The 19,466-nt window shown below is 73.1% G+C and carries 20 protein-coding genes and 1 riboswitch; of the genes, 12 read left to right on the top strand and 8 right to left on the bottom strand.

Annotated features, from left to right (window positions below; genetic code table 11):
• Positions 1-15: 15 nt before the first annotated feature.
• Positions 16-158: riboswitch (cobalamin riboswitch) on the bottom strand.
• A 188-nt stretch (positions 159-346) separates the two neighbouring features.
• From ACGFYV_RS12325 to ACGFYV_RS12315, 3 genes are all read right to left on the bottom strand, one after another.
• On the bottom strand, positions 347-574 hold the full coding sequence (locus ACGFYV_RS12325) for a hypothetical protein (RefSeq protein ID WP_393878295.1): 228 nt from the start codon (positions 572-574) through the stop codon (positions 347-349).
• Positions 575-608: 34 nt separating this feature from the next.
• Complete coding sequence (locus ACGFYV_RS12320) at positions 609-1,880, bottom strand: anion permease (protein ID WP_393878294.1); 1,272 nt, start codon at positions 1,878-1,880, stop codon at positions 609-611.
• A 143-nt stretch (positions 1,881-2,023) separates the two neighbouring features.
• Entirely contained in the window at positions 2,024-2,863 is an 840-nt protein-coding gene (locus tag ACGFYV_RS12315) for a lysozyme (protein ID WP_393878293.1), read from the bottom strand.
• 178 nt (positions 2,864-3,041) lie between these two features.
• Here ACGFYV_RS12315 and ACGFYV_RS12310 point away from each other — a divergent pair, with 178 nt between their 5' ends.
• The 3 genes from ACGFYV_RS12310 (at position 3,042) to ACGFYV_RS12300 (ending at position 6,858) form a co-directional block, all read left to right on the top strand.
• Positions 3,042-3,752, top strand: coding sequence for a class II aldolase/adducin family protein (locus tag ACGFYV_RS12310; protein WP_393878292.1), 711 nt, complete (start codon positions 3,042-3,044; stop codon positions 3,750-3,752).
• A gap of 264 nt (positions 3,753-4,016) precedes the next feature.
• On the top strand, positions 4,017-5,144 hold the full coding sequence (locus ACGFYV_RS12305) for an alpha/beta hydrolase (protein WP_393878291.1): 1,128 nt from the start codon (positions 4,017-4,019) through the stop codon (positions 5,142-5,144).
• 439 nt (positions 5,145-5,583) lie between these two features.
• A complete protein-coding gene (locus ACGFYV_RS12300; RefSeq protein ID WP_393878290.1) occupies positions 5,584-6,858 on the top strand; it encodes a hypothetical protein in 1,275 nt (424 codons plus the stop codon).
• A gap of 83 nt (positions 6,859-6,941) precedes the next feature.
• On the opposite strand, the gene ACGFYV_RS12295 is transcribed toward ACGFYV_RS12300, so the two are convergent.
• Both ACGFYV_RS12295 and ACGFYV_RS12290 read right to left on the bottom strand, forming a co-directional pair.
• Positions 6,942-7,352: a VOC family protein gene (locus ACGFYV_RS12295; protein ID WP_393878289.1), complete on the bottom strand. Its 411-nt coding sequence runs from the start codon at positions 7,350-7,352 to the stop codon at positions 6,942-6,944.
• A 90-nt stretch (positions 7,353-7,442) separates the two neighbouring features.
• Positions 7,443-8,330: a neutral zinc metallopeptidase gene (locus ACGFYV_RS12290; RefSeq protein ID WP_393878288.1), complete on the bottom strand. Its 888-nt coding sequence runs from the start codon at positions 8,328-8,330 to the stop codon at positions 7,443-7,445.
• Between the two features lie 775 nt (positions 8,331-9,105).
• Here ACGFYV_RS12290 and ACGFYV_RS12285 point away from each other — a divergent pair.
• From ACGFYV_RS12285 to ACGFYV_RS12270, 4 genes are all read left to right on the top strand, one after another.
• On the top strand, positions 9,106-9,729 hold the full coding sequence (locus ACGFYV_RS12285; protein ID WP_393878287.1) for a hypothetical protein: 624 nt from the start codon (positions 9,106-9,108) through the stop codon (positions 9,727-9,729).
• Between the two features lie 90 nt (positions 9,730-9,819).
• Positions 9,820-11,418, top strand: coding sequence for a ribosomal protection-like ABC-F family protein (gene abc-f, locus ACGFYV_RS12280; RefSeq protein WP_393878286.1), 1,599 nt, complete (start codon positions 9,820-9,822; stop codon positions 11,416-11,418).
• 335 nt (positions 11,419-11,753) lie between these two features.
• On the top strand, positions 11,754-11,975 hold the full coding sequence (locus ACGFYV_RS12275; RefSeq protein ID WP_004002281.1) for a helix-turn-helix domain-containing protein: 222 nt from the start codon (positions 11,754-11,756) through the stop codon (positions 11,973-11,975).
• Between the two features lie 128 nt (positions 11,976-12,103).
• On the top strand, positions 12,104-12,907 hold the full coding sequence (locus ACGFYV_RS12270) for an enoyl-CoA hydratase/isomerase family protein (protein WP_393878285.1): 804 nt from the start codon (positions 12,104-12,106) through the stop codon (positions 12,905-12,907).
• 341 nt (positions 12,908-13,248) lie between these two features.
• On the opposite strand, the gene ACGFYV_RS12265 is transcribed toward ACGFYV_RS12270, so the two are convergent.
• Positions 13,249-14,013 carry a nucleopolyhedrovirus P10 family protein gene (locus tag ACGFYV_RS12265; protein WP_393878284.1) on the bottom strand — a complete coding sequence of 255 codons (765 nt, stop codon included), beginning with the start codon at positions 14,011-14,013 and terminating at the stop codon, positions 13,249-13,251.
• An 86-nt stretch (positions 14,014-14,099) separates the two neighbouring features.
• Here ACGFYV_RS12265 and ACGFYV_RS12260 point away from each other — a divergent pair, with 86 nt between their 5' ends.
• The 5 genes from ACGFYV_RS12260 to amaP all read left to right on the top strand — a co-directional run bounded on the left by ACGFYV_RS12260 (position 14,100) and on the right by amaP (position 16,561).
• The gene (locus ACGFYV_RS12260; RefSeq protein WP_393878283.1) at positions 14,100-14,582 is read left to right on the top strand and encodes an Asp23/Gls24 family envelope stress response protein; all 483 of its coding nucleotides are present in this window, start codon (positions 14,100-14,102) and stop codon (positions 14,580-14,582) included.
• A 137-nt stretch (positions 14,583-14,719) separates the two neighbouring features.
• Positions 14,720-14,914 (top strand): hypothetical protein, encoded by a 195-nt coding sequence (locus ACGFYV_RS12255; RefSeq protein WP_393878282.1) that lies wholly within the window; start codon positions 14,720-14,722, stop codon positions 14,912-14,914.
• A gap of 5 nt (positions 14,915-14,919) precedes the next feature.
• Positions 14,920-15,306 carry a hypothetical protein gene (locus ACGFYV_RS12250; RefSeq protein WP_393878281.1) on the top strand — a complete coding sequence of 129 codons (387 nt, stop codon included), beginning with the start codon at positions 14,920-14,922 and terminating at the stop codon, positions 15,304-15,306.
• Positions 15,303-15,974, top strand: a complete 672-nt coding sequence (locus ACGFYV_RS12245) for a DUF6286 domain-containing protein (protein ID WP_393878280.1) — start codon at positions 15,303-15,305, stop codon at positions 15,972-15,974. Before ACGFYV_RS12250 ends, ACGFYV_RS12245 begins: the two co-directional genes overlap by 4 nt.
• Entirely contained in the window at positions 15,971-16,561 is a 591-nt protein-coding gene (gene amaP / locus ACGFYV_RS12240) for an alkaline shock response membrane anchor protein AmaP (protein ID WP_393878279.1), read from the top strand. Before ACGFYV_RS12245 ends, amaP begins: the two co-directional genes overlap by 4 nt.
• 75 nt (positions 16,562-16,636) lie before the next feature.
• Here amaP and ACGFYV_RS12235 read toward each other — a convergent pair whose 3' ends face one another.
• Together ACGFYV_RS12235 and ACGFYV_RS12230 are read right to left on the bottom strand one after the other, a co-directional pair.
• Positions 16,637-17,392 carry an SDR family oxidoreductase gene (locus ACGFYV_RS12235; RefSeq protein ID WP_393878278.1) on the bottom strand — a complete coding sequence of 252 codons (756 nt, stop codon included), beginning with the start codon at positions 17,390-17,392 and terminating at the stop codon, positions 16,637-16,639.
• A 5-nt stretch (positions 17,393-17,397) separates the two neighbouring features.
• Positions 17,398-19,194 (bottom strand): glycoside hydrolase family 15 protein, encoded by a 1,797-nt coding sequence (locus ACGFYV_RS12230; protein ID WP_393878277.1) that lies wholly within the window; start codon positions 19,192-19,194, stop codon positions 17,398-17,400.
• Positions 19,195-19,466: the final 272 nt, after the last annotated feature.

Here is a 19,466-nt window from a genome sequence, read left to right as displayed (position 1 = left end):
AGGGTGTCCACGCCCTGGTTCGACGAGACCGGCGGCGAGAGTTCCTGGCTCCCGGGGGTTCTACCCCGGTGACAGTGGCGGGACCGCGCCGGATTCGCACCGGCTTCCTCTTCTGCCGCCGTACATGGCCCCGGCAGTCCACCACGCTCCCGGAAGAGCCGTCAACTTGCCGTTGACCTGCGCGGAGAGAGTGTGCCGAGCCCCACACAGCCCCGCGTCGGGCGCCGCTCACGCGATGCCGGGGCACACGAAAGACTCCGCCCCCCGAACGCTTCGGGGCGGAGTCTTCCGGACGGACGGTCAGGCCGGGGCCGTGGCCTGGGGGTTGAGGTCTTGATCTGAGGGATCAGGCCTTGGCCACGATCAGGTAGATGCCGTACGCCACCGCGGCAGCGCAGGCGGCGAAGCAGACGTACGCGCCGGTCACCGCGAGCGCCGCGGAGTTGCCCTGCGCCGCGGCCTTCTCCCGGCGGGAGAGGCCGGTGACACCGAGGGTGAACAGGACCACCAGGCCCACGGTCGCCACGAGGCTGACACCGAAGACGGAGCCGATGGCCGCCCAGTCGATCTTCATGGGGATGCTTCCTTCAGGTACCGGGTGCTCGGGGTCAGACCGCGGCGGCCGGCGGGGTCGCCGGGGCCGCCGGGGCCGGGTCGGCGGTGGCCGGAGCCGCGATGGTGGCCGTCAGGCCCTCGGTCACGGTCGCGGTGACGGTGCCGGCCGGGGGCGGGGTCACCGCGGCCATGGCGGTGGTCACCACGCCGGCCGGCTCGGTGACGCCGTCGGCGGTGACGTTGGTGTGGTCGACGACCTCACGGCGGGAGACCTTCCAGATCGCGGCGCTGGCGGCGACCAGGAGGACGAGGACGAGCCCGGTGCCCCAGTCGCCCAGCTCCGTCACCGACTCGGCGCCCGCGCCGACCAGGGCGGCGGCCGGGAGGGTCAGCACCCAGGCGACGACCATCCGGGTCGCGGTGGACCAGCGCACCACACCGCCCTTGCGGCCCAGGCCCGCACCCATCACCGAACCGGAGACGACGTGCGTGGTGGACAGGGAGAAGCCCAGGTGGGAGGAGGCCAGGATGGCGGTGGCGGCGCTGGTCTGCGCGGCGAAGCCCTGCTGCGGCTGCAGGTCGGTCAGGCCCTTGCCCATGGTGCGGATGATGCGCCAGCCGCCGATGTAGGTGCCGAGCGCGATGGCCAGGCCCGCGGAGAGGATGACCCAGGTGGGAGGGTTGGAGTCGGGGGCGATGGTGCCGCCCGCGACCAGCGCGAGGGTGATGATGCCCATCGTCTTCTGCGCGTCGTTGGTGCCGTGCGCGAGGGAGACCAGGCCGGCGGAGGCGATCTGGCCGGCGCGGTAGCCCTTGCGGGTGGCCTCGCCGCCGGCGTTCTTGCCGATGCCGTAGGAGAAGCGGGTGGCGAGCGTCGCCGCGAGACCGGCCACCAGCGGTGCGGCGACCGCCGGGAGCAGGACCTTGGTGACCAGGACGTCACCGTGGACGGCGCCGAGGCCCGCCGAGGCGACGGTGGCACCGACCAGGCCGCCCATCAGGGCGTGCGAGGAGCTGGAGGGAAGTCCCACCAGCCAGGTCAGCAGGTTCCAGAGGATCGCGCCGGTGAGGGCGGCGAAGATGACCTCGGGACGGATGCCGTTCTCATCGACGAGACCCTTGGAGATCGTGTTGGCGACCTCCACGGAGAGGAAGGCGCCCACAAGGTTGAGGGCGGCGGACAGGGCCACCGCGACCTTGGGCTTGAGCGCACCGGTCGAGATGGTGGTGGCCATCGCGTTGGCGGTGTCGTGAAAACCGTTCGTGAAATCAAACGCGAGTGCGGTTACCACCACAATCGCGAGGATCAGCGAGAAGTTTTCCATTTACCCAGGCAATCGTTCGAGGTCATTGGCTGTTGGACCGTAGGCAACCTGGGTGAACGGAAGATGAACTGAGGCGGGCTTGAGGGTGTCTTGAACGGGGGGTCGGGGTTCCGTTCGTCTCCGGTGCCTCAGGCGCCCCTTGGTCAGCGGCCGAGCGCGAAGGCCCGCAGCCGGCTCCGCGGCCCGTTGAAGAGATTCTGGTCACCCGGCAGACCGCCCCGGATGTCGTACTGCCAGAAGGTCCAGTGCTGCCAGCCGCCGGGCAGCGACCCCGGGTCCGGGGCGCCGTGGCTGGCGATCCACAGGGCGTGGTCACCGGCGAACGCGCGGCTGTCGCCGGTGCAGGCGCTCCACCACAGGGCGGTCGTGTAGATCACCGGGCGGCGGCCGGTCTCCCGCCTGACCTCGTCGCTGAACGACCGGATCCAGCGGACCATCCCCGGCCGGCTCAGCCCGTAGCACTTCTCGTGCGGGTCGTACGGGTTGTACTCGATGTCGAGCGCGGGCGGCAGCGTGCGCCCGTCCGGGCGCCAGTCGCCGCCGTTCCGCACGAAGTAGGCGGCCTGCTCCGCGCCGGAGGACCGGTCCGGACGGGCGAAGTGGTACGCGCCCCGGATCAGCCCCGCCCGGCGGGCGCCGCCGTACTGCCGGTCGAAGTAGGGGTTGCGGTAGCCGGTGGACTCGGTCGCCTTCACGTAGACGAACCGCGCGCCCTTCGAGCGGACCTCCGGCCAGTCGACGTGCTCCTGGTGGGACGACACGTCGTGGCCCACGGGCAGCCCCGCCATGGCCGCCGACGGCAGTCCTCCCGCCGCGGCCGAGGACGGCCCGGCGGTCGCCGTCTGGGCGCCCGCGAGGGCGAGCACCGCGGTGGCCGCGGCGAGGACGCCCGCGCGGCGACGCGCGGGATGCGCAGGGGGCGCGGGATGCGTGGGAGGCGCGGGGAGTGAAGAACGTGAACTGGGGGAGTGGTCGCGGGTCATGTGTCCTCCCGGGGGCGGGGCCGACGGAGTCCGGCGAGCGGGAGGAACATTGAACGCAGGCGATCATCGACGGGGAGCAGTTTTTCGTATATTTCAGGGCGATATACGCCCGTTCGGCGGCACAACTGTTGCGTTCCCGCGCGCCGTTCCCCACCCGGCCTGCTGGCAGGATCACCGCATGGCTGAACAGCGGCGCACGGCAGGCGCGGACGGGGACGGGGACGAGCGCGGGGGCAGGGGCGCGCGCGGGGACGAGGCACGCGTCTGGGAGGAGCTGGTCGCGACGGCACGGCGGACCGTCGCCGACGGGCTCGTCGTCGGCACCTCCGGCAACGTCTCCGCGCGGGTCGGGGACACCGTCCTCGTCACCCCTTCGGGCGTGCCCTACGACCGGCTGACCCCGGACGACATCACCGGTGTCGACCTCACCGGCCGGCAGGTGCTCGGCACGCTGGTGCCGACCAGCGAACTGCCCATGCACCTCGCGGTCTACCGCACGACCGACGCCCGCGCCGTCGTCCACACCCACGCCGTGCACGCCACGGCCGTCTCCACCCTCGTGACCGAGCTGCCCGCGATCCACTACATGGCCAGCGCCCTCGGTGGCCGCGTCCGGGTCGCCCCCTACGCGGCCTACGGCACCGACGAACTCGCCGCGAACATGCTGCACGCCCTCACCGACCGCTCCGGCTGCCTCCTGCGCAACCACGGCACCGTCACCTACGGCACCACCCTCGACCAGGCCTACGACCGCACCGCCCAGCTGGAGTGGATGTGCCGTCTGTGGCTGACCGCGTCCTCGCTCCCGGCTCTGAGCCCGTCCCTGCTCACCGACTCCCAACTCTCCGAGGTCACCGAACGCCTAAAGGGGTACGGACAGCACAGCTGACCACCCGCGCTTCCGCTCCGCGCTTCCGCTCCGGGGTTTCGCTCCGCTGTTCCGCTCGGCTGTCCCGGTCCGAGTTCCCGGTCCGTGGTTTCGCTCCGTGCTTTCGCTCGGCTGTCCCGGTCCGGGGTTCAGTTCCGGGGTTTCGCTCGGCTGTCCCGGTCCGCTGTTCCGCTCCAGGGTTTTGCTCCGCTGTTCCGCTCCGCGCTTTCGCTTCGCCGTGTTCCTCCGCTGGCCGGGATCACCGACCGCCACGACACTGGACGCGTGCGCACCGTCAAGGCGACCGCCGCCGCACTCACCGCAGTCCTGGCCGCCGGCGCGGCATCCGTGGCCGCCGGCCGGCTCGCCAGCGACGCCGCGCTGAAGGCGCCCGCGGGCCGGCCCCTGCCCACCGAGCCCCGCCTCACCGTGCACGCCACGGCGGCCGGCCGGATCACCCTCACCCGCGACCTGGCCTCCCTGCGCCCCGGCACCTACGGCCTCGCCGGCGACGGCTCCCACGCGGTCGTCGGCGCCGTCCTGGAGTCCGCCGAGCGCAGCGCCGACACCGTCGTCCGCCGCCTCGAACGCGTCACGCACGGCGCCCTCGGACCCGGCGACGCGGTGTGGCTCACCCCGAACGTGTACGTCGGCAACCCGAGCGGCGCCCTCGGTCTCGAACACGCCGACGTCGACGTGCCCGGTGAACTGGGCTCCCTGCCCGCCTGGTTCGTGCCGGGGCAGCGGGACACCTGGGTGATCGCGGTCCACGGCCTGGGCGCCACCCGCGAGCACACCATGAACGTCATGCGCTTTCTGCACGAGCGGCGCCTGCCCGTCCTCGCGCTCGCCTACCGCGGCGACCTCGGCGCCCCGCGCCCCCCGGACGGCCTGAACCACCTCGGCGAGACCGAGTGGCGGGACGTCGACGCGGCGATCCGCTACGCCGTCCGCTACGGCGCCGCCCGGGTCGTCCTCCTCGGCTGGTCCACCGGCGCCACCATGGCCCTGCGCACCGTCGAGCACTCCCCGGTGCGGGAACGCGTCGTCGGCCTCGTCCTCGACTCGCCGGTGCTCGACTGGGAGGCCACGGTGCGCGCCCTGGCACGGGCCCACCACACCCCCGGCCCGCTGCTGCCGCTCGCGGTGCGGGCCGCGCAGGGCCGGACCGGACTCTCCGCCGACCAGGTCGCCGGGCCCGCCGACCCCGCCCCGCCGCCCGTGCCCACGCTGATCTTCCACGGCCCGGACGACACGGTGGCCCCCTGGGAGTACTCCCGCCGCCTCGCCGCCCGCCACCCCGACCGGGTCGCCCTGCACACCGTCGCCCAGGCCTCGCACGCCGCGATGTGGAACGTGGACCCGGAGGAGTACGAGGAGCGCCTGCGCCGATTCCTGATACCCCTGATGTGAGCCGGCCGGTACCCCTGATGCGAACCGGCCGAGGTGGGACACCTGAGGTGGAACACCTGGGGTGGGACACCTGCGGTCGGACACCGAGGTGAGTCATCGCCGATCACCCGTGCACCGGCGCCTCCGACCCCAACCGGAAGCCCCGGTTCCAGACGTTCCGTTTAGCGCCGTACGAACGGCCGGATCATCTCTCCTTCGCCTGTCACCGCACCCCGTGCATTGGCCACCCCCGTCGCCCCCCGTGACATTCCGTTTGGGTTTTCGGACCGTCAACCGGAAGACTGCACCCGTGACGTCCCGTATCCCGCGCGACTCCAGGCTTCGACTCGTCCGACCGCGACCCCTGGCCGCCGCCCCCAGAGCTGTGAACCAGCGGCGCCCACGCCGCCCCGCACCCCGGCCGCCGGAAGGCACTCCCGCCCCCGCCGAACTGGCCAGAATGGCGCGCAGCGGCCTGGCCGGCGCGGTCCGCGTCGCCCGCTGGGCGGACGCCGCCCTCGGCCCGGGGAACGACGTCACCGGTGACGGCAAGGCCACCCTCTCCGACAAGAGCGCCGAGCGCGCCGCCACCGACCTCGGCCTGAGCTCCGCCCAGGTCCGCGCCGAGTGGGACACCGCCCGCCTCGCCGGACTCGTCGAGGTGCACGGGGACAGCGCGCGCCCCGGCTGGCGCCTGCGCGCCTGGGACCGCGACGACAGTGCCGTGCTGCGCGGCTGGGTCGCCCTCTTCGACGCCTGGTCCCTCGCCTGCCCGGAACCCGAGGACCACGAGCCCGCCGCCGTCGCCGAGGTCGTCTCGGCCATGCCCCAGGTGCTCTCCTTCCTCCAGCTGTCCGCCGGCCCCGTCCCGGTCGAGCAGCTGCTCGACCTGCTTCAGCAGCGGGTCAGCGAACTGCGCACCGAGCGCTGCGAGATCTCCTACGCCCCCGGGGCCGAGGGGAGCGCCGGCCCGGCCGAGCAGCTCCGCCCGGCGGAGCCCGCGCCCGCCGGCGACACCCCGCTCGCCCCCCTCCTCGACTGGGCCGTGCGCGCCCTCGCCTCCGTCGGCGCCCTCACCCACGGCGACGGCCAGGCCACCCTCACCCCGCTCGGCAGCTGGGCGGTCTGGGTCAAGCTGGAGCAGATCTGCGTGGCCGCGCAGAGCCCCGCCGGCAACATCGAGCAGTCCGCCGAGGACATGCTCCGCGGCTGCGCCCAGCTCCGCCCCAACGCCGCCCGCGCCGAGTACCGCGCATGGCTCGCCGCCCGCCCCGTCGGCAGCGCCGTCGGCGAACTCGTGCACGCCGCCCGCGGCGAGGACGCCCTGCTGCGCGGCCTCGCCTTCGAGGCGCTGCGCGTCGTCGGCGCCCCCGCCGAGCCCGACGTCCGCGCGGTCGTCGACGAAGCCGCCCTCCGGCCGTACGCCCTGCTGTGGCTCGCCGAGCACGACGGCATCGACGCCGAGGACGCCCACGAGGTCCTCACCCGCGAGGAGGCCACCTGGCTCTGGGTCGACACCGCCGCGGCCGTCGCCGACCACGGTGAGACGGACATGCTCGTACGGCACCTGGAGGCCGCCGTGCAGCCCACCGTCCCCCTGCTGCTCGACGAGGTACGGGCCGTCGGCCACCCGCGCACCGTGCAGGTCCTGGTCGCGCTCGCCGCCGCCCACCCCGACCCCGCCCTCGCCAAGGCCGTACGCCGGGCCGCCTTCCAGGTGCACACCGGGGGATAACCGGCGAGCACACCGGGTACGGCCGACGCGCACACCGGGGCCAGCACACCGGGGACGCCGGACCGGCGCCGGGAGCGGGCCGCTCAGCCGCCTATCTCGGGGGCGTACGTCCCGAAGCTCCAGATGTTGCCCTCGGTGTCCCGGGCCATGTAGTCCCGCGAGCCGTAGTCCTGGTCGGTCGGGGGCATCAGGATCTCGGCGCCGTGCTCCAGGGCCCGCTGGTGGTGGGCGTCGACGTCGTCCACGACGACGTACACCCCCGCGGGACCCGCGTCCTTCATCGCCGTGTCGAAGACGCCGCCGCGGCCCTTGGAACCGAGCATCACCACGCCGTTGCCCTGGGCCAGCTCGGCGTGCATCACCGTGCCGTCCGCCCCCTCGTACACCGACAGCTCGGTGAAGCCGAAGGCCTCCGTGAGCTGCTTGATCGCCGCCTTCGCGTCCGCGTACAGCAGCGTCGGACAGATGCCCGGCCGTCCGCCCGTGCCCGCCATGCCGATCACTCCCTCGTGCGTCGGATCCGTCGTGCCCCCGGAGCCGTCTCCGCGGTGATTTTGAGTGTGACAGCCACCACTGACAACGCCTCAGCGGAACGTGTCGCAGCGGGCCGGGTCCCCGGTCCTGAACCCCTGCTGGAACCACTGCTGCCGCTGCTGCGCCGACCCGTGCGTCCACGTCTCCGGCGTCACCCGCCCCTGGAACCGCTCCTGGATCCGGTCGTCACCCACGGCCGCCGCCGCGTCCAGACCGTCCTGGACGTCCGCCGTCGTCAGGCTGGTGATCAGCGGGCGGCCCGTCGACTCGTCCGGTGTCGTGGTCGCGTGGTGCGCCCACACCCCGGCGTAGCAGTCCGCCTGCAGTTCCGTGCGCACCGAGTTGCTGTCCGCCCCGGTCATTCCGTCCTGGGACCGGCCCAGCGTGCCCGTCAGGTCCTGCACGTGGTGGCCGTACTCGTGCGCCACCACGTACGCCTGCGCGAACGCCCCGCCGCTCGCCCCGAACTTCGTCCGCAGCTCGTTGAAGAACCCCAGGTCGAGATAGACCTTCCGGTCCCCGGGGCAGTAGAACGGCCCGACCGCCGAGGTCGCGAGGCCGCACCCCGTGGCGACCTCCCCGCTGAAGAAGACCGTCGGCGACGGCGTGTAGGCCGCCCCCTGCCGCCGGAACTCCTGTGACCAGTAGTCCTGCACGCTGTTGACCACCGCCACCATCCGGCAGTCGTCCCGGATGTTCGCGTCCCGCCCGGTACGGCAGGTCTGCTGGACCTGCGCCAGCGAGGAACTGGCGGGTCCGGGCGAGTCGCCGCCGGACAGGCCGAGCTGGTCCGGGCCGACACCGAGGAACAGCGCCAGCAACAGGCCGATCAGCCCGACGACGCCACCGCCGACGGTCGCCCGGCCGCCCGGGATCCGGCGCCCGCGCTGATCCTGCACCTCGGAGGTGTCCAGCCTCGCGTCATCGTCGAACTGCACGAGCCCACCGCCCTCTGTCCCAACCGCCCGTCCGCGTCACCTGCCCACACGGCCTGTCCACGCGGCCTTTCCACACGATCTGTCCACGCGATCCGCTCGCGCGACCTGTCCGCGCCGTCGCGCTCCTGCTCCGCAGCCTGGCGCATCCCTGCCCGACCCACCTCCCCGAACGCCGGACGAACGCCCGAACGGCGTACGCCCCGCTCCCACACCCGCCGTGTCCCCCCACACATCCGGGCCACACCCACGGCCCCTGACTACGCTCTGCGCCTGTCCCGTGGCCGTCGCGACCAAAGGCGGAGAAATGGCCACTCCACCACCACACGGCCCAGCCCCCGCCCACTCCGACACGGCGCCGCCCTCCACTACTCCGCCTCAAGCTGCCGCGCTCCGTGCGGATGCACCCCAAAGCGCCTCACCTCATACCGACGGCCCCCACGCCACCGTGCCCGGAGCCGGGGCGCCTCCCGCCCCCGCGCCCCGGGCCGACGCGACCCCCTCCGCCCCGCCCCCTACCGACGCGACAATCCGCGCCCCGGGCGCCCTCCTGAGCCGCTTACGCGCCGCAGGCACCGCAAGCACCGCAGGCACCGCAGGCACCCCATGCGCCGCAGGCACCCCATGCGCCCCACATCACACGCGCCCCACACCCCACACGCGCCCCACACCCCCCACGCCCTTCACGCGCCCCCGTCCCCCGCGCCCCTCCTACGCCCGCTCCGCAGCCGCCGCGCTGGTGCTTCTCGCGCTCTGTCTGCTCGGTGGGGCCCACTTCATGCGCCCCGCGCCCTACGGTGACCGCCTCACCACGAGCCGGCCGGCGCCCGCGCCGTCGCACGCGGAGGACGGTTCGCCGCGGGTCAGGGGGGACGCCGTCGAGGCGCATGACCCCCGCACCGGGGCACTGCGCTGGCGCTACGCGCGCGTGGGGCGGCGGCCACTCGCGGTGGTGCCGGCAGGCGGGCGGACGGTCACGCTGTGGGACGACGGGCTCGTCACCGGCACCGACGGCAGCGCCGTGCGCTGGCACCGCGCGCTGCCCGACGCGGCCGGCTGGCTCGCCGAGCAGGGCGGCACCGGCGTCCTGCGCCCCCTCGGCAAGGGCATCCTCGCCGTCGTCACCCCGCACCGCGTCACCGCGTACCGCACCGGAGACGGCGACCTGCGCTGGGTGCTGCCGGCCCACCCGGACTGCGTCTTCGCGCCCGAACGTGCCGTACGCCACAGCACGGCCCTGCTGCTCGCCCAGCCCTGCGCCGAGGGCGCCTGGACCGAGCAGGTCGTGGCCCTGGACGACCTGGGCCGGATCGCCCCCGACCGCACACCGCTGGGCAACGAGCGCCCAGGCGGCCGGTCCGAACAGGCGCACGTAGAAAAACCGCTTGCCCGGCCCCGTTAGACTTGGCCCATGGCCATTCTCCTCGCGCATTAGACGGCGGGAACGTCCTCAGCCGCCCACCGCCCCTTCCGTACGCCCTGGAGTCTGTCCGTGATCTCCGCCTCCGGTATCGAGCTGCGCGCCGGTGCGCGCGTCCTCATCGAGCACGCCACCTTCCGTGTCGCCAAGGGCGACCGCATCGGCCTCGTCGGCCGCAACGGCGCAGGCAAGACCACCCTCACCAAGTGCCTGGCCGGCGAGGGCATCCCGGCCGCCGGCCAGATCGCCCGCTCCGGTGAGGTCGGCTACCTCCCGCAGGACCCGCGCACCGGCGACCTCGACGTCCTCGCCCGCGACCGCATCCTCTCCGCCCGCGGCCTCGACGTACTGATCCGCAAGATGCGCGAGAACGAGCAGCGCATCGCCAACGGCCTGGGCGCCACCCGCGAGAAGGCCCTCAAGCAGTACGAGCGCCAGGAGACCGAGTTCCTCACCAAGGGCGGGTACGCGGCCGAGGCCGAGGCGGCCACCATCGCCGCCGCGCTCAACCTGCCCGACCGCGTCCTCGGCCAGCCGCTGCACACGCTCTCCGGCGGTCAGCGCCGCCGTATCGAGCTGGCCCGCATCCTGTTCTCGGACGCCGACACCCTGCTGCTCGACGAGCCGACGAACCACCTCGACGCGGACTCGATCATCTGGCTGCGCGACTACCTGAAGACGTACCGCGGCGGCTTCATCGTGATCTCCCACGACGTCGACCTGGTCGAGACGGTCGTCAACAAGGTCTTCTACCTGGACGCCAACCGCGCCCAGATCGACGTCTACAACATGGGCTGGAAGCTCTACCAGCAGCAGCGCGAGGCCGACGAGAAGCGCCGCAAGCGCGAGCGCGCCAACGCCGAGAAGAAGGCCGCGGCGCTCAACGCGCAGGCCGACAAGATGCGCGCCAAGGCGACCAAGACGGTCGCCGCGCAGAACATGGCCCGCCGCGCCGACAAGCTGCTCTCCGGCCTGGAGGCCGTCCGCCAGTCCGACAAGGTCGCCAAGCTCCGCTTCCCGGATCCCGCGCCCTGCGGCAAGACCCCGCTGATGGCCGAGGGCCTGTCGAAGTCGTACGGCTCGCTGGAGATCTTCACCGACGTCGACCTGGCCATCGACAAGGGCTCCCGGGTCGTCATCCTCGGCCTCAACGGCGCCGGCAAGACCACCCTGCTGCGCCTGCTCGGCGGGGTCGAGACGCCCGACACCGGCGAGGTCGTCCCCGGTCACGGACTCAAGCTCGGCTACTACGCCCAGGAGCACGAGACCCTCGACCCCGAGCGCACGGTCCTGGAGAACATGCGCTCGGCCGCCCCCGACATGGACCTGGTCGAGGTCCGCAAGGTGCTCGGCTCGTTCCTGTTCTCCGGCGACGACGTCGACAAGCCGGCCGGTGTCCTCTCCGGCGGCGAGAAGACCCGGCTGGCCCTCGCCACGCTGGTCGTCTCCTCCGCCAACGTCCTGCTCCTCGACGAGCCGACCAACAACCTCGACCCCGCCAGCCGTGAGGAGATCCTCGGCGCCCTGCGCACCTACAAGGGCGCGGTCGTCCTCGTCACCCACGACGAGGGCGCCGTCGAGGCGCTCCAGCCGGAGCGGATCATCCTGCTGCCCGACGGTGTCGAGGACCTGTGGGGCTCCGACTACGCGGACCTCGTCGCCCTGGCTTGATCGAAAGAATGATCCACTGCGTATGGATCATTCGGCCGATCCGTGATCCATCATCTGTGTGAGATGTCCTCGTATCGAGGTGTGTCGTACATCGATTTCGCGGCCGATCCCTTGACCCCCAAGGGATCGGCCGCTTCGCGTCTCTGACCTGGCACTTCAGCGATCCACCCGTTCGGCCTCGCGGCTTTCACGCGCCGGAACCATCAATTCCGCATGTGGGGATGTGCTCCTGTCGTCACAACGATGTCCCACCGACCTTGCCGAATGGGTGGCCATCACGCCCGGGAGGGGTGATCATGAGGAGACCAGAGCGCACTTCCCATGAGGAGGCACGGGTGGCCGAGACTCTGAAGAAGGGCAGCCGGGTGACCGGCGCCGCGCGCGACAAGCTCGCGGCAGACCTGAAGAAGAAGTACGACTCCGGTGCGAGCATCCGGGCGCTGGCCGAGGAGACCGGCCGCTCGTATGGCTTCGTGCACCGGATGCTCAGCGAGTCGGGCGTCACGCTCCGTGGGCGTGGCGGTGCGACCCGGGGCAAGAAGGCCGCATCGTCCTGACCCCGGGCGGCCCATCGGCTTCGATGGTGGCCACCCGGTCGGTGAAGTGATCGACCGGGTGGTTACTGTGCAGTCGCTTAGCATGTCTCAAGGCATCGCGTGACGACCGCACCCATCGGAGGCGCCCCATGGTTTCGCTCGACCAGGACTCCACTCCTGCACTCGACAAGGACGGCGTACGGCTCACCGTCGACGACGCGCTCGCCACGGTGACGCTGACCAATCCGGCCAAGCGCAACGCGCAGAGCCCCGCGATGTGGCGGGCGTTGGCCGAAGCGGGCCGGCTGCTGCCGGGCTCCGTCCGTGTCGTCGTGCTGCGCGGCGAGGGCCAGTCCTTCTCCGCCGGGCTGAACCGCCAGATGTTCACCCCGGAGGGAATCCCGGGCGAGGCGAGCTTCGTCGATCTCGCACGCCGTGACGACGCCGGGCTCGACGGGGTCATCGCCGGGTTCCAGGAGGCGTTCACCTGGTGGCGACGCAGCGACATCGTGTCCATCGCCGCCGTCCAGGGGCATGCCATCGGTGCCGGCTTCCAGCTGGCACTGGCCTGTGACCTGCGCGTCGTCGCGGACGACGTACAGTTCGCCATGCGCGAGACCGGCCTGGGCCTCGTCCCCGACCTGACCGGCACGCATCCGCTGGTCGGCCTCGTCGGGTACGCCCGCGCACTCGAGATGTGCGTCACCGGACGCTTCGTCCAGGCCCAGGAGGCGGTCGCCACCGGGCTGGCCAACCTCGCCGTGGCCGCCGACGAACTCGACGGCGCCGTACGGGACTTGGCCGCCGCGATGCTGGCCGCACCGCGCGACGCCGTGGTGGAGACCAAGGCCCTGCTGCAGGGCGCCGCCGACCGGACCTACGACGACCAGCGCGCCGCCGAACGCGCCGCCCAGTCCCGCCGCCTGCGCGACCTGGCCGGCCTGGGCGAGTGAGCGGCCCGCCTCGACAAGCAGGGACTTGACCCGGTCACTCGCAGCCCCTGGCCCGGTCACTCGCAGCCCGTGGCCCGGTCACTCGCAGCCCGTGGCCCGGTCACTCGCAGCCCGTGGCCCGGTCACTCGCAGCCCGTGGCCCGGTCACTCGCAGCCCCTGGCTCGGTCACTCGCGGCCCCTGGCCCGGTCACTCGCGGCCCCTGGCCCGGTCACTCGCGGCCCCTGGCTCGGTCACTCGCGGCCCCTGGCTCGGTCACTCGCAGCCCCTGGCCCGGTCGCCTGCGGCCCGGGGGCCGGTCACCCGCGGCCTCGGGGACGGACACCTGCCGCTCGACCTCGCTCACCCCACGGACGTGACCAGTACCGCCACCGTCGGGTGATCGTCCAGTGCGTCTCCGACGGCGGCGCGTACCCGCCGGGCCACCTCGACGGCTCGGTGGGCCGTGCTCGTCGCCACCTCCACGCGGACGTGCCGGCGGGGGAGCCGGGCTGCTTCCCCGGATCCGTCCGCGTGTTCCCCGTCCCCCATGTGCCGCCGTTCGATGTGGACCGCGTGGCCCAGGCCGCCCAGTGTGCCGGTCAGGCCGGTCACTCCGGGGACGGAGAGTGCGGCGCCGGCGGCCAGGGACTCGTCAGGGTCGGTGGTTCTGCGGGCGCGCGGCGGACGTGCCGCCGGCACCGCCGTGGGCGGCGGCGCGGTCGCCGCCTCCAGCAGGTCCGTCACCCGGAGATCCACCTCCGTGACCCGCAGGCCCAGGTGCCGCGCGGTCGTCGACAGGGCCGCGCGCAGTCGCGCCGCGGTCGCCGGCAGCGGCTCGGCCACGGTGGCCGCGAAGTCGGCCGTCACGCGCAGAGCGCCCGGAGGCAGCGCGCTCGGCGGCGGCGGTACGACCGGTTCGTGGACGTCCTCCGGATCGGCGAGCGTGATCCGCAGCCCGCCCAGCCGGACGTCCGGCACCTCCCGGACCACCGCGACCCCCAGGACCGCCCGGACCGCTCCCTCGGCGATCCACACCCCGTCCCGCGCGCCACCGAGCGGCAGCAGCCTGCCCAGCCGCAGTTGCTGCCCGACTTCCCGCGCCCACCGGTCCGACGTCGACGTCATTCCTCCAGCCTGCCGTATACCGGCGCGCATTCCCGCGACCTTGCATACGGTGGTCGCAGGACGACGACCGAAAGGGACGTACGGCGATGACCGAGATGACGACGACCCCAGACGGCGACAACGAAGCGAACGAACCACCGGGGTCGCCCCGCAAGACCACTCGGCGCGGCGGCGGGGACCCGGCGACCCGCGGCCGGACGACGATCGCCGACGGTGTCGTGGAGAAGATCGCCGGCATGGCGGCCCGGGACGTGCTCGGTGTGCACGCTATGGGCAGCGGTCTGGCCCGCACCTTCGGAGCCGTGCGGGACCGGGTGCCCGGCGGCACGAAGTCGGTGACCCGGGGCGTGAAGGCCGAGGTCGGCGAGGTGCAGACCGCGCTCGACCTGGAGATCGTCGTGGACTACGGCGTCTCCATCGGCGATGTCGCCCGCGCCGTGCGGGAGAACGTCATCGCCGCCGTGGAACGCATGACCGGCCTTGAGGTCGTCGAGGTCAACATCGCGGTGAGCGACGTCAACCTCCCCGACGAGGAAGAAGAGGAACCGGAGCAGCCCCGCATCCAGTGAGCACGCCACGGCACGCCCGACGAGCACAACCGGCACAGCACGCCTGACGAGAACATGCCTGACGAGCACAACCGGCACAGCACGCCTGACGAGAACACGCCTGACGAGAACACGCCCGACGGGAAGAGGAGCGCCGCATGAGCATGGCCGTGGTCGGCATGATCGCCGGAATGGCGCTGGCATTCGCCGGGTACTTCGGCGGGTTCGGAGCCTTTCTGCTGGTGGCGGCGCTGGGAGCCGTGGGGTTCGTCGTCGGCCGGTTCCTGGAGGGCGACCTGGAACTGGGTGACTTCTTCCGTACCCGCGACGACCGGCGCGACCGGCGGCGGTGAAAGCCGTGAGCGCCGACACCGGCACCGGCACGGGCACGGGACGACAGCCCCCCGCCCTCGTGCAGCCGGGCGAGCGCGGCGCCCTGCGGATCGCCGACCGGGTCGTCGCGAAGATCGCCGCACAGGCCGCCCGCGAGGCCCTCGCCCCGCTGCCCGAGGACGCCGCACCCCCGCACGCCACGGTCGTCCTGCGCCATGACACCGCCCGCGTCCGCGTCCTTCTCGAACTCGGCTACCCCGGCGACATCGGCGCCCGCTGCGCCGCCGTGCGTCGTCACGTGGTGGAGCGGGTAGGCGCGTTGGTGAGCATGGAAGTGCCGGAGGTCACCGTGCAGGTCGAGCGGCTGCACCTGACACCGGCACCCGGCGCGCCCCACGGGAGGACGCCATGAGCGAGCCCCGGCCGGCCGGCACCACCCGGCGGCTGCCCGTCCTCGACACCGAGAAACCCTTCGACGCCCCACCACCCTCATCACCCTCATCACCCTCGCCACCCGAGCCGACCCCGTCGGCCGGGAGCAGCGGCCGCTTCTGGTCACCGCGCCGCGTCCCCGCGGCCCTCGTCGCCCTGGTCCTGCTGGCCGGCGCGGGTCTCTTCCTCTACGACATCGCCGCCGTACGCGCCCACCGCCCCGCGATGCACTGGCGCCGTGCGCTGGCCCGGCAACTCGCCGAACGGCCCCTGGACGACACCTGGGTCCTGGCCGGCGCCGGTGTCGCCGCCGCCCTCGGCCTCTGGCTGATCCTCCTCGCCGTGACCCCCGGACTGCGCGGGCTGCTGCCCATGCGGCGCCCGCACCCCGACGTCCGCGCCGCTCTGCGCCGCGAGGCCGCCGCACTGGTGCTGCGCGACCGCGCCATGGAGATCTCCGGCGTGCGCGCGGTACGGGTGCGCATGCGGCGCAGGCGGGCCGCCGTCGACGTGGTCTCGCACTTCCGCGACCTGGACGAGGTGCGCGCCGACCTGGACACCGTGCTCGCCGAGGCGGTCCGCGGATTCGGGCTCGACCACCCGCCCGCGCTCTCGGTGCACGTCCGCCGGCCCGGACGGAAGAGGTGAGCGCCGTGCGCAGGGGTGCCGTCCACCGTGTCCTGCTCGCACTCGTGGGCCTGGTGCTGCTCGCCGCCGGCGGTGCGGTACTGGCCGTGGGCCTGGGCGCGCCGCCGCCTCACTGGTGGGTCCACTCCGGCCCGCACGACGTCCTGCTCAGCAGCGCCGAACGCACCCACTGGCGGGAGGCCGGCTGGTGGTGGCCCGCGGTCCTCGGGGTCCTGGCCGTCCTGCTGCTGCTCGCCCTGTGGTGGCTGACCTCCACGCTGCGCCCCCGCCGTCTGGCCGAGATCCGCATCGACACCGGCGACGGCGGGAGCGCCCTGCTGAGGGGCCGGGCCCTGGAGTCCGTCCTGGCCGCCGACACGGCCCTGCAGGCGGGCGTGGCCCACACGGAACTCCTGCTGACGGGCCGCCGCACGGCACCCGTGGTGCGCGCCTGGCTCCAGCTGGAGCCCCACGTCGACCCGGCGACGGCCCTGACGGAGTTCACGGCGCAGGCGTTGACTCACGCGAGGGAGGCGGCGGGCCTGCCGGTACTCCCGGCGGACGTGCGCCTACGGGAGGTCAAACACGGTGCGGAAAGGGTCACATGACGGGTGTGACGGATGTGATTCAGGATTTTCAGGAATGGGCAGGGACAGGAGGGATGAGGCGGACATGACGGACCGTCAGAACCCGTGCCTCATCCCGCCGTCCACCGGCACCATGATTCCCGTCAGGTAGGAAGCCGCCGGCGACAACAGGAAGGCGGCGACCCGCCCGAACTCCTCCGGCGCCCCGTAGCGGCGCAGCGGGATCCGGGACTCGTTCGCCTGCCGGGCGGCCTCGGGATCCGCGGCCATGCCGTCCAGCTCGCGCACACGGTCCGTGTCGATGCGCGACGGCAGCACCCCCACCACCCGGATCCCGCGCGGCCCCAGCTCGTCCGCGAGGGACTTGGCGAACCCGGCGAGCCCGGGGCGCAGTCCGTTGGAGATCGTCAGCCCCGGAATCGGTTCGTGCACCGAGCCGGACAGCACGAACCCGATGACACCGCCCGCGTCCAGCTCGGCCGCCGCGGCCCGCGCGAGCCGCACCGCGCCCAGGAACACGGACTCGAACGCGCCCTGCCACTGCGCGTCCGTGTTGTCGGCGACGAACCCGGCCGGCGGCCCGCCGACGCTGACGAGGATGCCGTCGAAGCCCCCGAAGTGCTCCCGGGCGGCAGCGATCAGCCGTTCCGGAGCGCCCGCGTCCGCGTTGTCGACGGCCACGCCCACCGCGTTCTCGCCCAGTTCGGCAGCCGCGTCGGCCACCCGCTTCTCGTCGCGGCCGGTGATGACCACCTTCGCCCCGTCGCCCACCAGCTCCCGCGCGGCGGCGTTGCCCAGGCCGCGCGTGGCGCCGGTGACGATGTACACCTTGTCCTTCAGTCCAAGATCCATGGTCCCTATCCTGCCCCGAGCACGGTCCCCTCGTCGCCGTACAGGGTGAGGGCGGTGTTCACCAGCGCGATGTGGCTGAACGCCTGCGGGTAGTTGCCCAGCTGCCGGCCCAGCTCAGGGTCGTACTCCTCGGCCAGCAGGCCCACGTCGTTGGTGAGGTCCAGCAGCCGCCGGAACAGCTCCCGGGCCTCGTCGGTGCGGCCGGTCATGTGCAGGGCGTCCGCGAGCCAGAACGAACAGGCGAGGAAGGCGCCCTCGCCGCCCGGCATCCCGTCGACGCCGACGGCATCGGTGTCGTAACGGCGTACGAAACCGCCGTGGCCGAGGTCGGCGCGGATCGCGTCGACCGTGCTGACGACCCGCGGGTCGTCGGGGGGCAGGAAGCCGACGCGGGGGATCAGCAGCAGGGCGGCGTCCAGCTCGCGCGAGCCGTAGTACTGCGTGAAGGTCCTGCGCACGGGGTCGTAGCCCTTCTCGCACACCTCCCGGTGCACCTCGTCGCGCATCGCCCGCCAGCCGTCCCGGTCACCCTTCAGGTGCGGATGCCGCTCCAGCGTCCGTACGGCGCGGTCGGCGGCCACCCACACCATCACCTTCGAGTGCACGAACTGGCGCCGCCCGCCGCGCACCTCCCACAACCCCTCGTCGGGCTGCCGCCACACCGTCGTCAGGAAGTTCATGAGCGCGCACTGCAGCGCCCACATGTGCGGCTTGGTGCTCAGGCCCGACGTGCGGGCCAGCGACAGCGCGTCCATGACCTCGCCGTACACGTCCAGCTGGAGCTGGTCGACGGCGCCGTTGCCGACCCGCACCGGCGTGGACTCGCCGAAGCCGGTCAGCCAGGGCACCTCCCACTCCGGCAGCCGGCGCTCGCCCGCCAGGCCGTACATGATCTGCAGGTCCGCCGGGTCGCCCGCCACCGCGCGCAGCAGCCAGTCGCGCCAGGCCGCGGCCTCCTCCTGGAAGCCCGCCGCCAGCAGGGCGCCGAGGGTGAGGGTGGTGTCGCGCAGCCAGCAGTAGCGGTAGTCCCAGTTGCGCACCCCGCCCAGCTCCTCGGGCAGTGAAGTGGTCGCCGCGGCGACGATCCCGCCCGTGGGCGCGTAGGTGAGGGCCTTCAGCGTGATCAGGGAACGTACGACGGCGTCCCGGTGCGGCCCGGTGTAGCTGCAGCGCGCCGCCCACCGCTGCCAGTCCCGGACGCTGGTCTCCAGCGCCTTGTACGGGTCGACGAGCGGCGGACGCTGCTCGTGCGAGGGGTGCCAGGTGAGGACGAACGCGACCCGTTCGCCCGCGGCGACGGTGAACTCCGAGCGGGTGCTGAAGTCCTCGCCCCAGACGCGTACGGCCGGCTCGGTGCGCAGCCACACCGAGTCCGGGCCGGCGACGGCCACCCGGTGGCCGTCGGAGCGGCGCATCCACGGCACGATCGAGCCGTAGTCGAAGCGCAGCCGGAGCGTGCTCTGCACGGTGACGCGTCCGCTGACCCCCTCGATGATGCGTACGACGTCGGGTGCGCGGTCGCGCTGCGGCATCAGGTCGGTCACCCGGACCGTGCCCTCGGGGGTGTCCCACTCGGTGTCGAGGACGAGAGTGTCGGGCTTGTAGGCGCGGCGCGTGCAGGTGCCCGCTCCCGCGGGAGCGATGCGCCAGTGGCCGTTGTCCTCGCCGCCCAGGAGCCTGGCGAAGCAGGCGCCCGAGTCGAAGCGGGGCAGACACAGCCAGTCGATCGAGCCGTCCTTGCCGACCAGAGCCGCGGTCTGCTCGTCCCCGATGAGGGCGTAATCCTCGATGCGCGCGTTCACGGGATGCGGGTTCCCGCCGCACCGAACGACGAACCAGCCGGTGCGCCGGGGGAGTGACGACCCCTGCCGGGGGAGGGGGTGCCAGTCCCTCGCGGGGCGGCTGCGATCCCTCGCCGGGGTGGCTGCGGTCCTTCGCCGGGGTGGCTGCTGTTCCCTGTCGGGGCGGTTGCTGTTCCTCGCTGGGGCGGTTGCCGTCTCCTGCCAGGGCGGCTGCGGTCTCTCGCCGGGGTGGGCGCGGTCTCCTGTCGGATGGCTGCCGTCCCCTGTGGGGA

This window comes from Streptomyces sp. NPDC048297, assembly GCF_043201585.1.
Lineage (GTDB): Bacteria > Actinomycetota > Actinomycetes > Streptomycetales > Streptomycetaceae > Streptomyces.
This window is presented reverse-complemented; position numbering and strand designations above follow the sequence as displayed.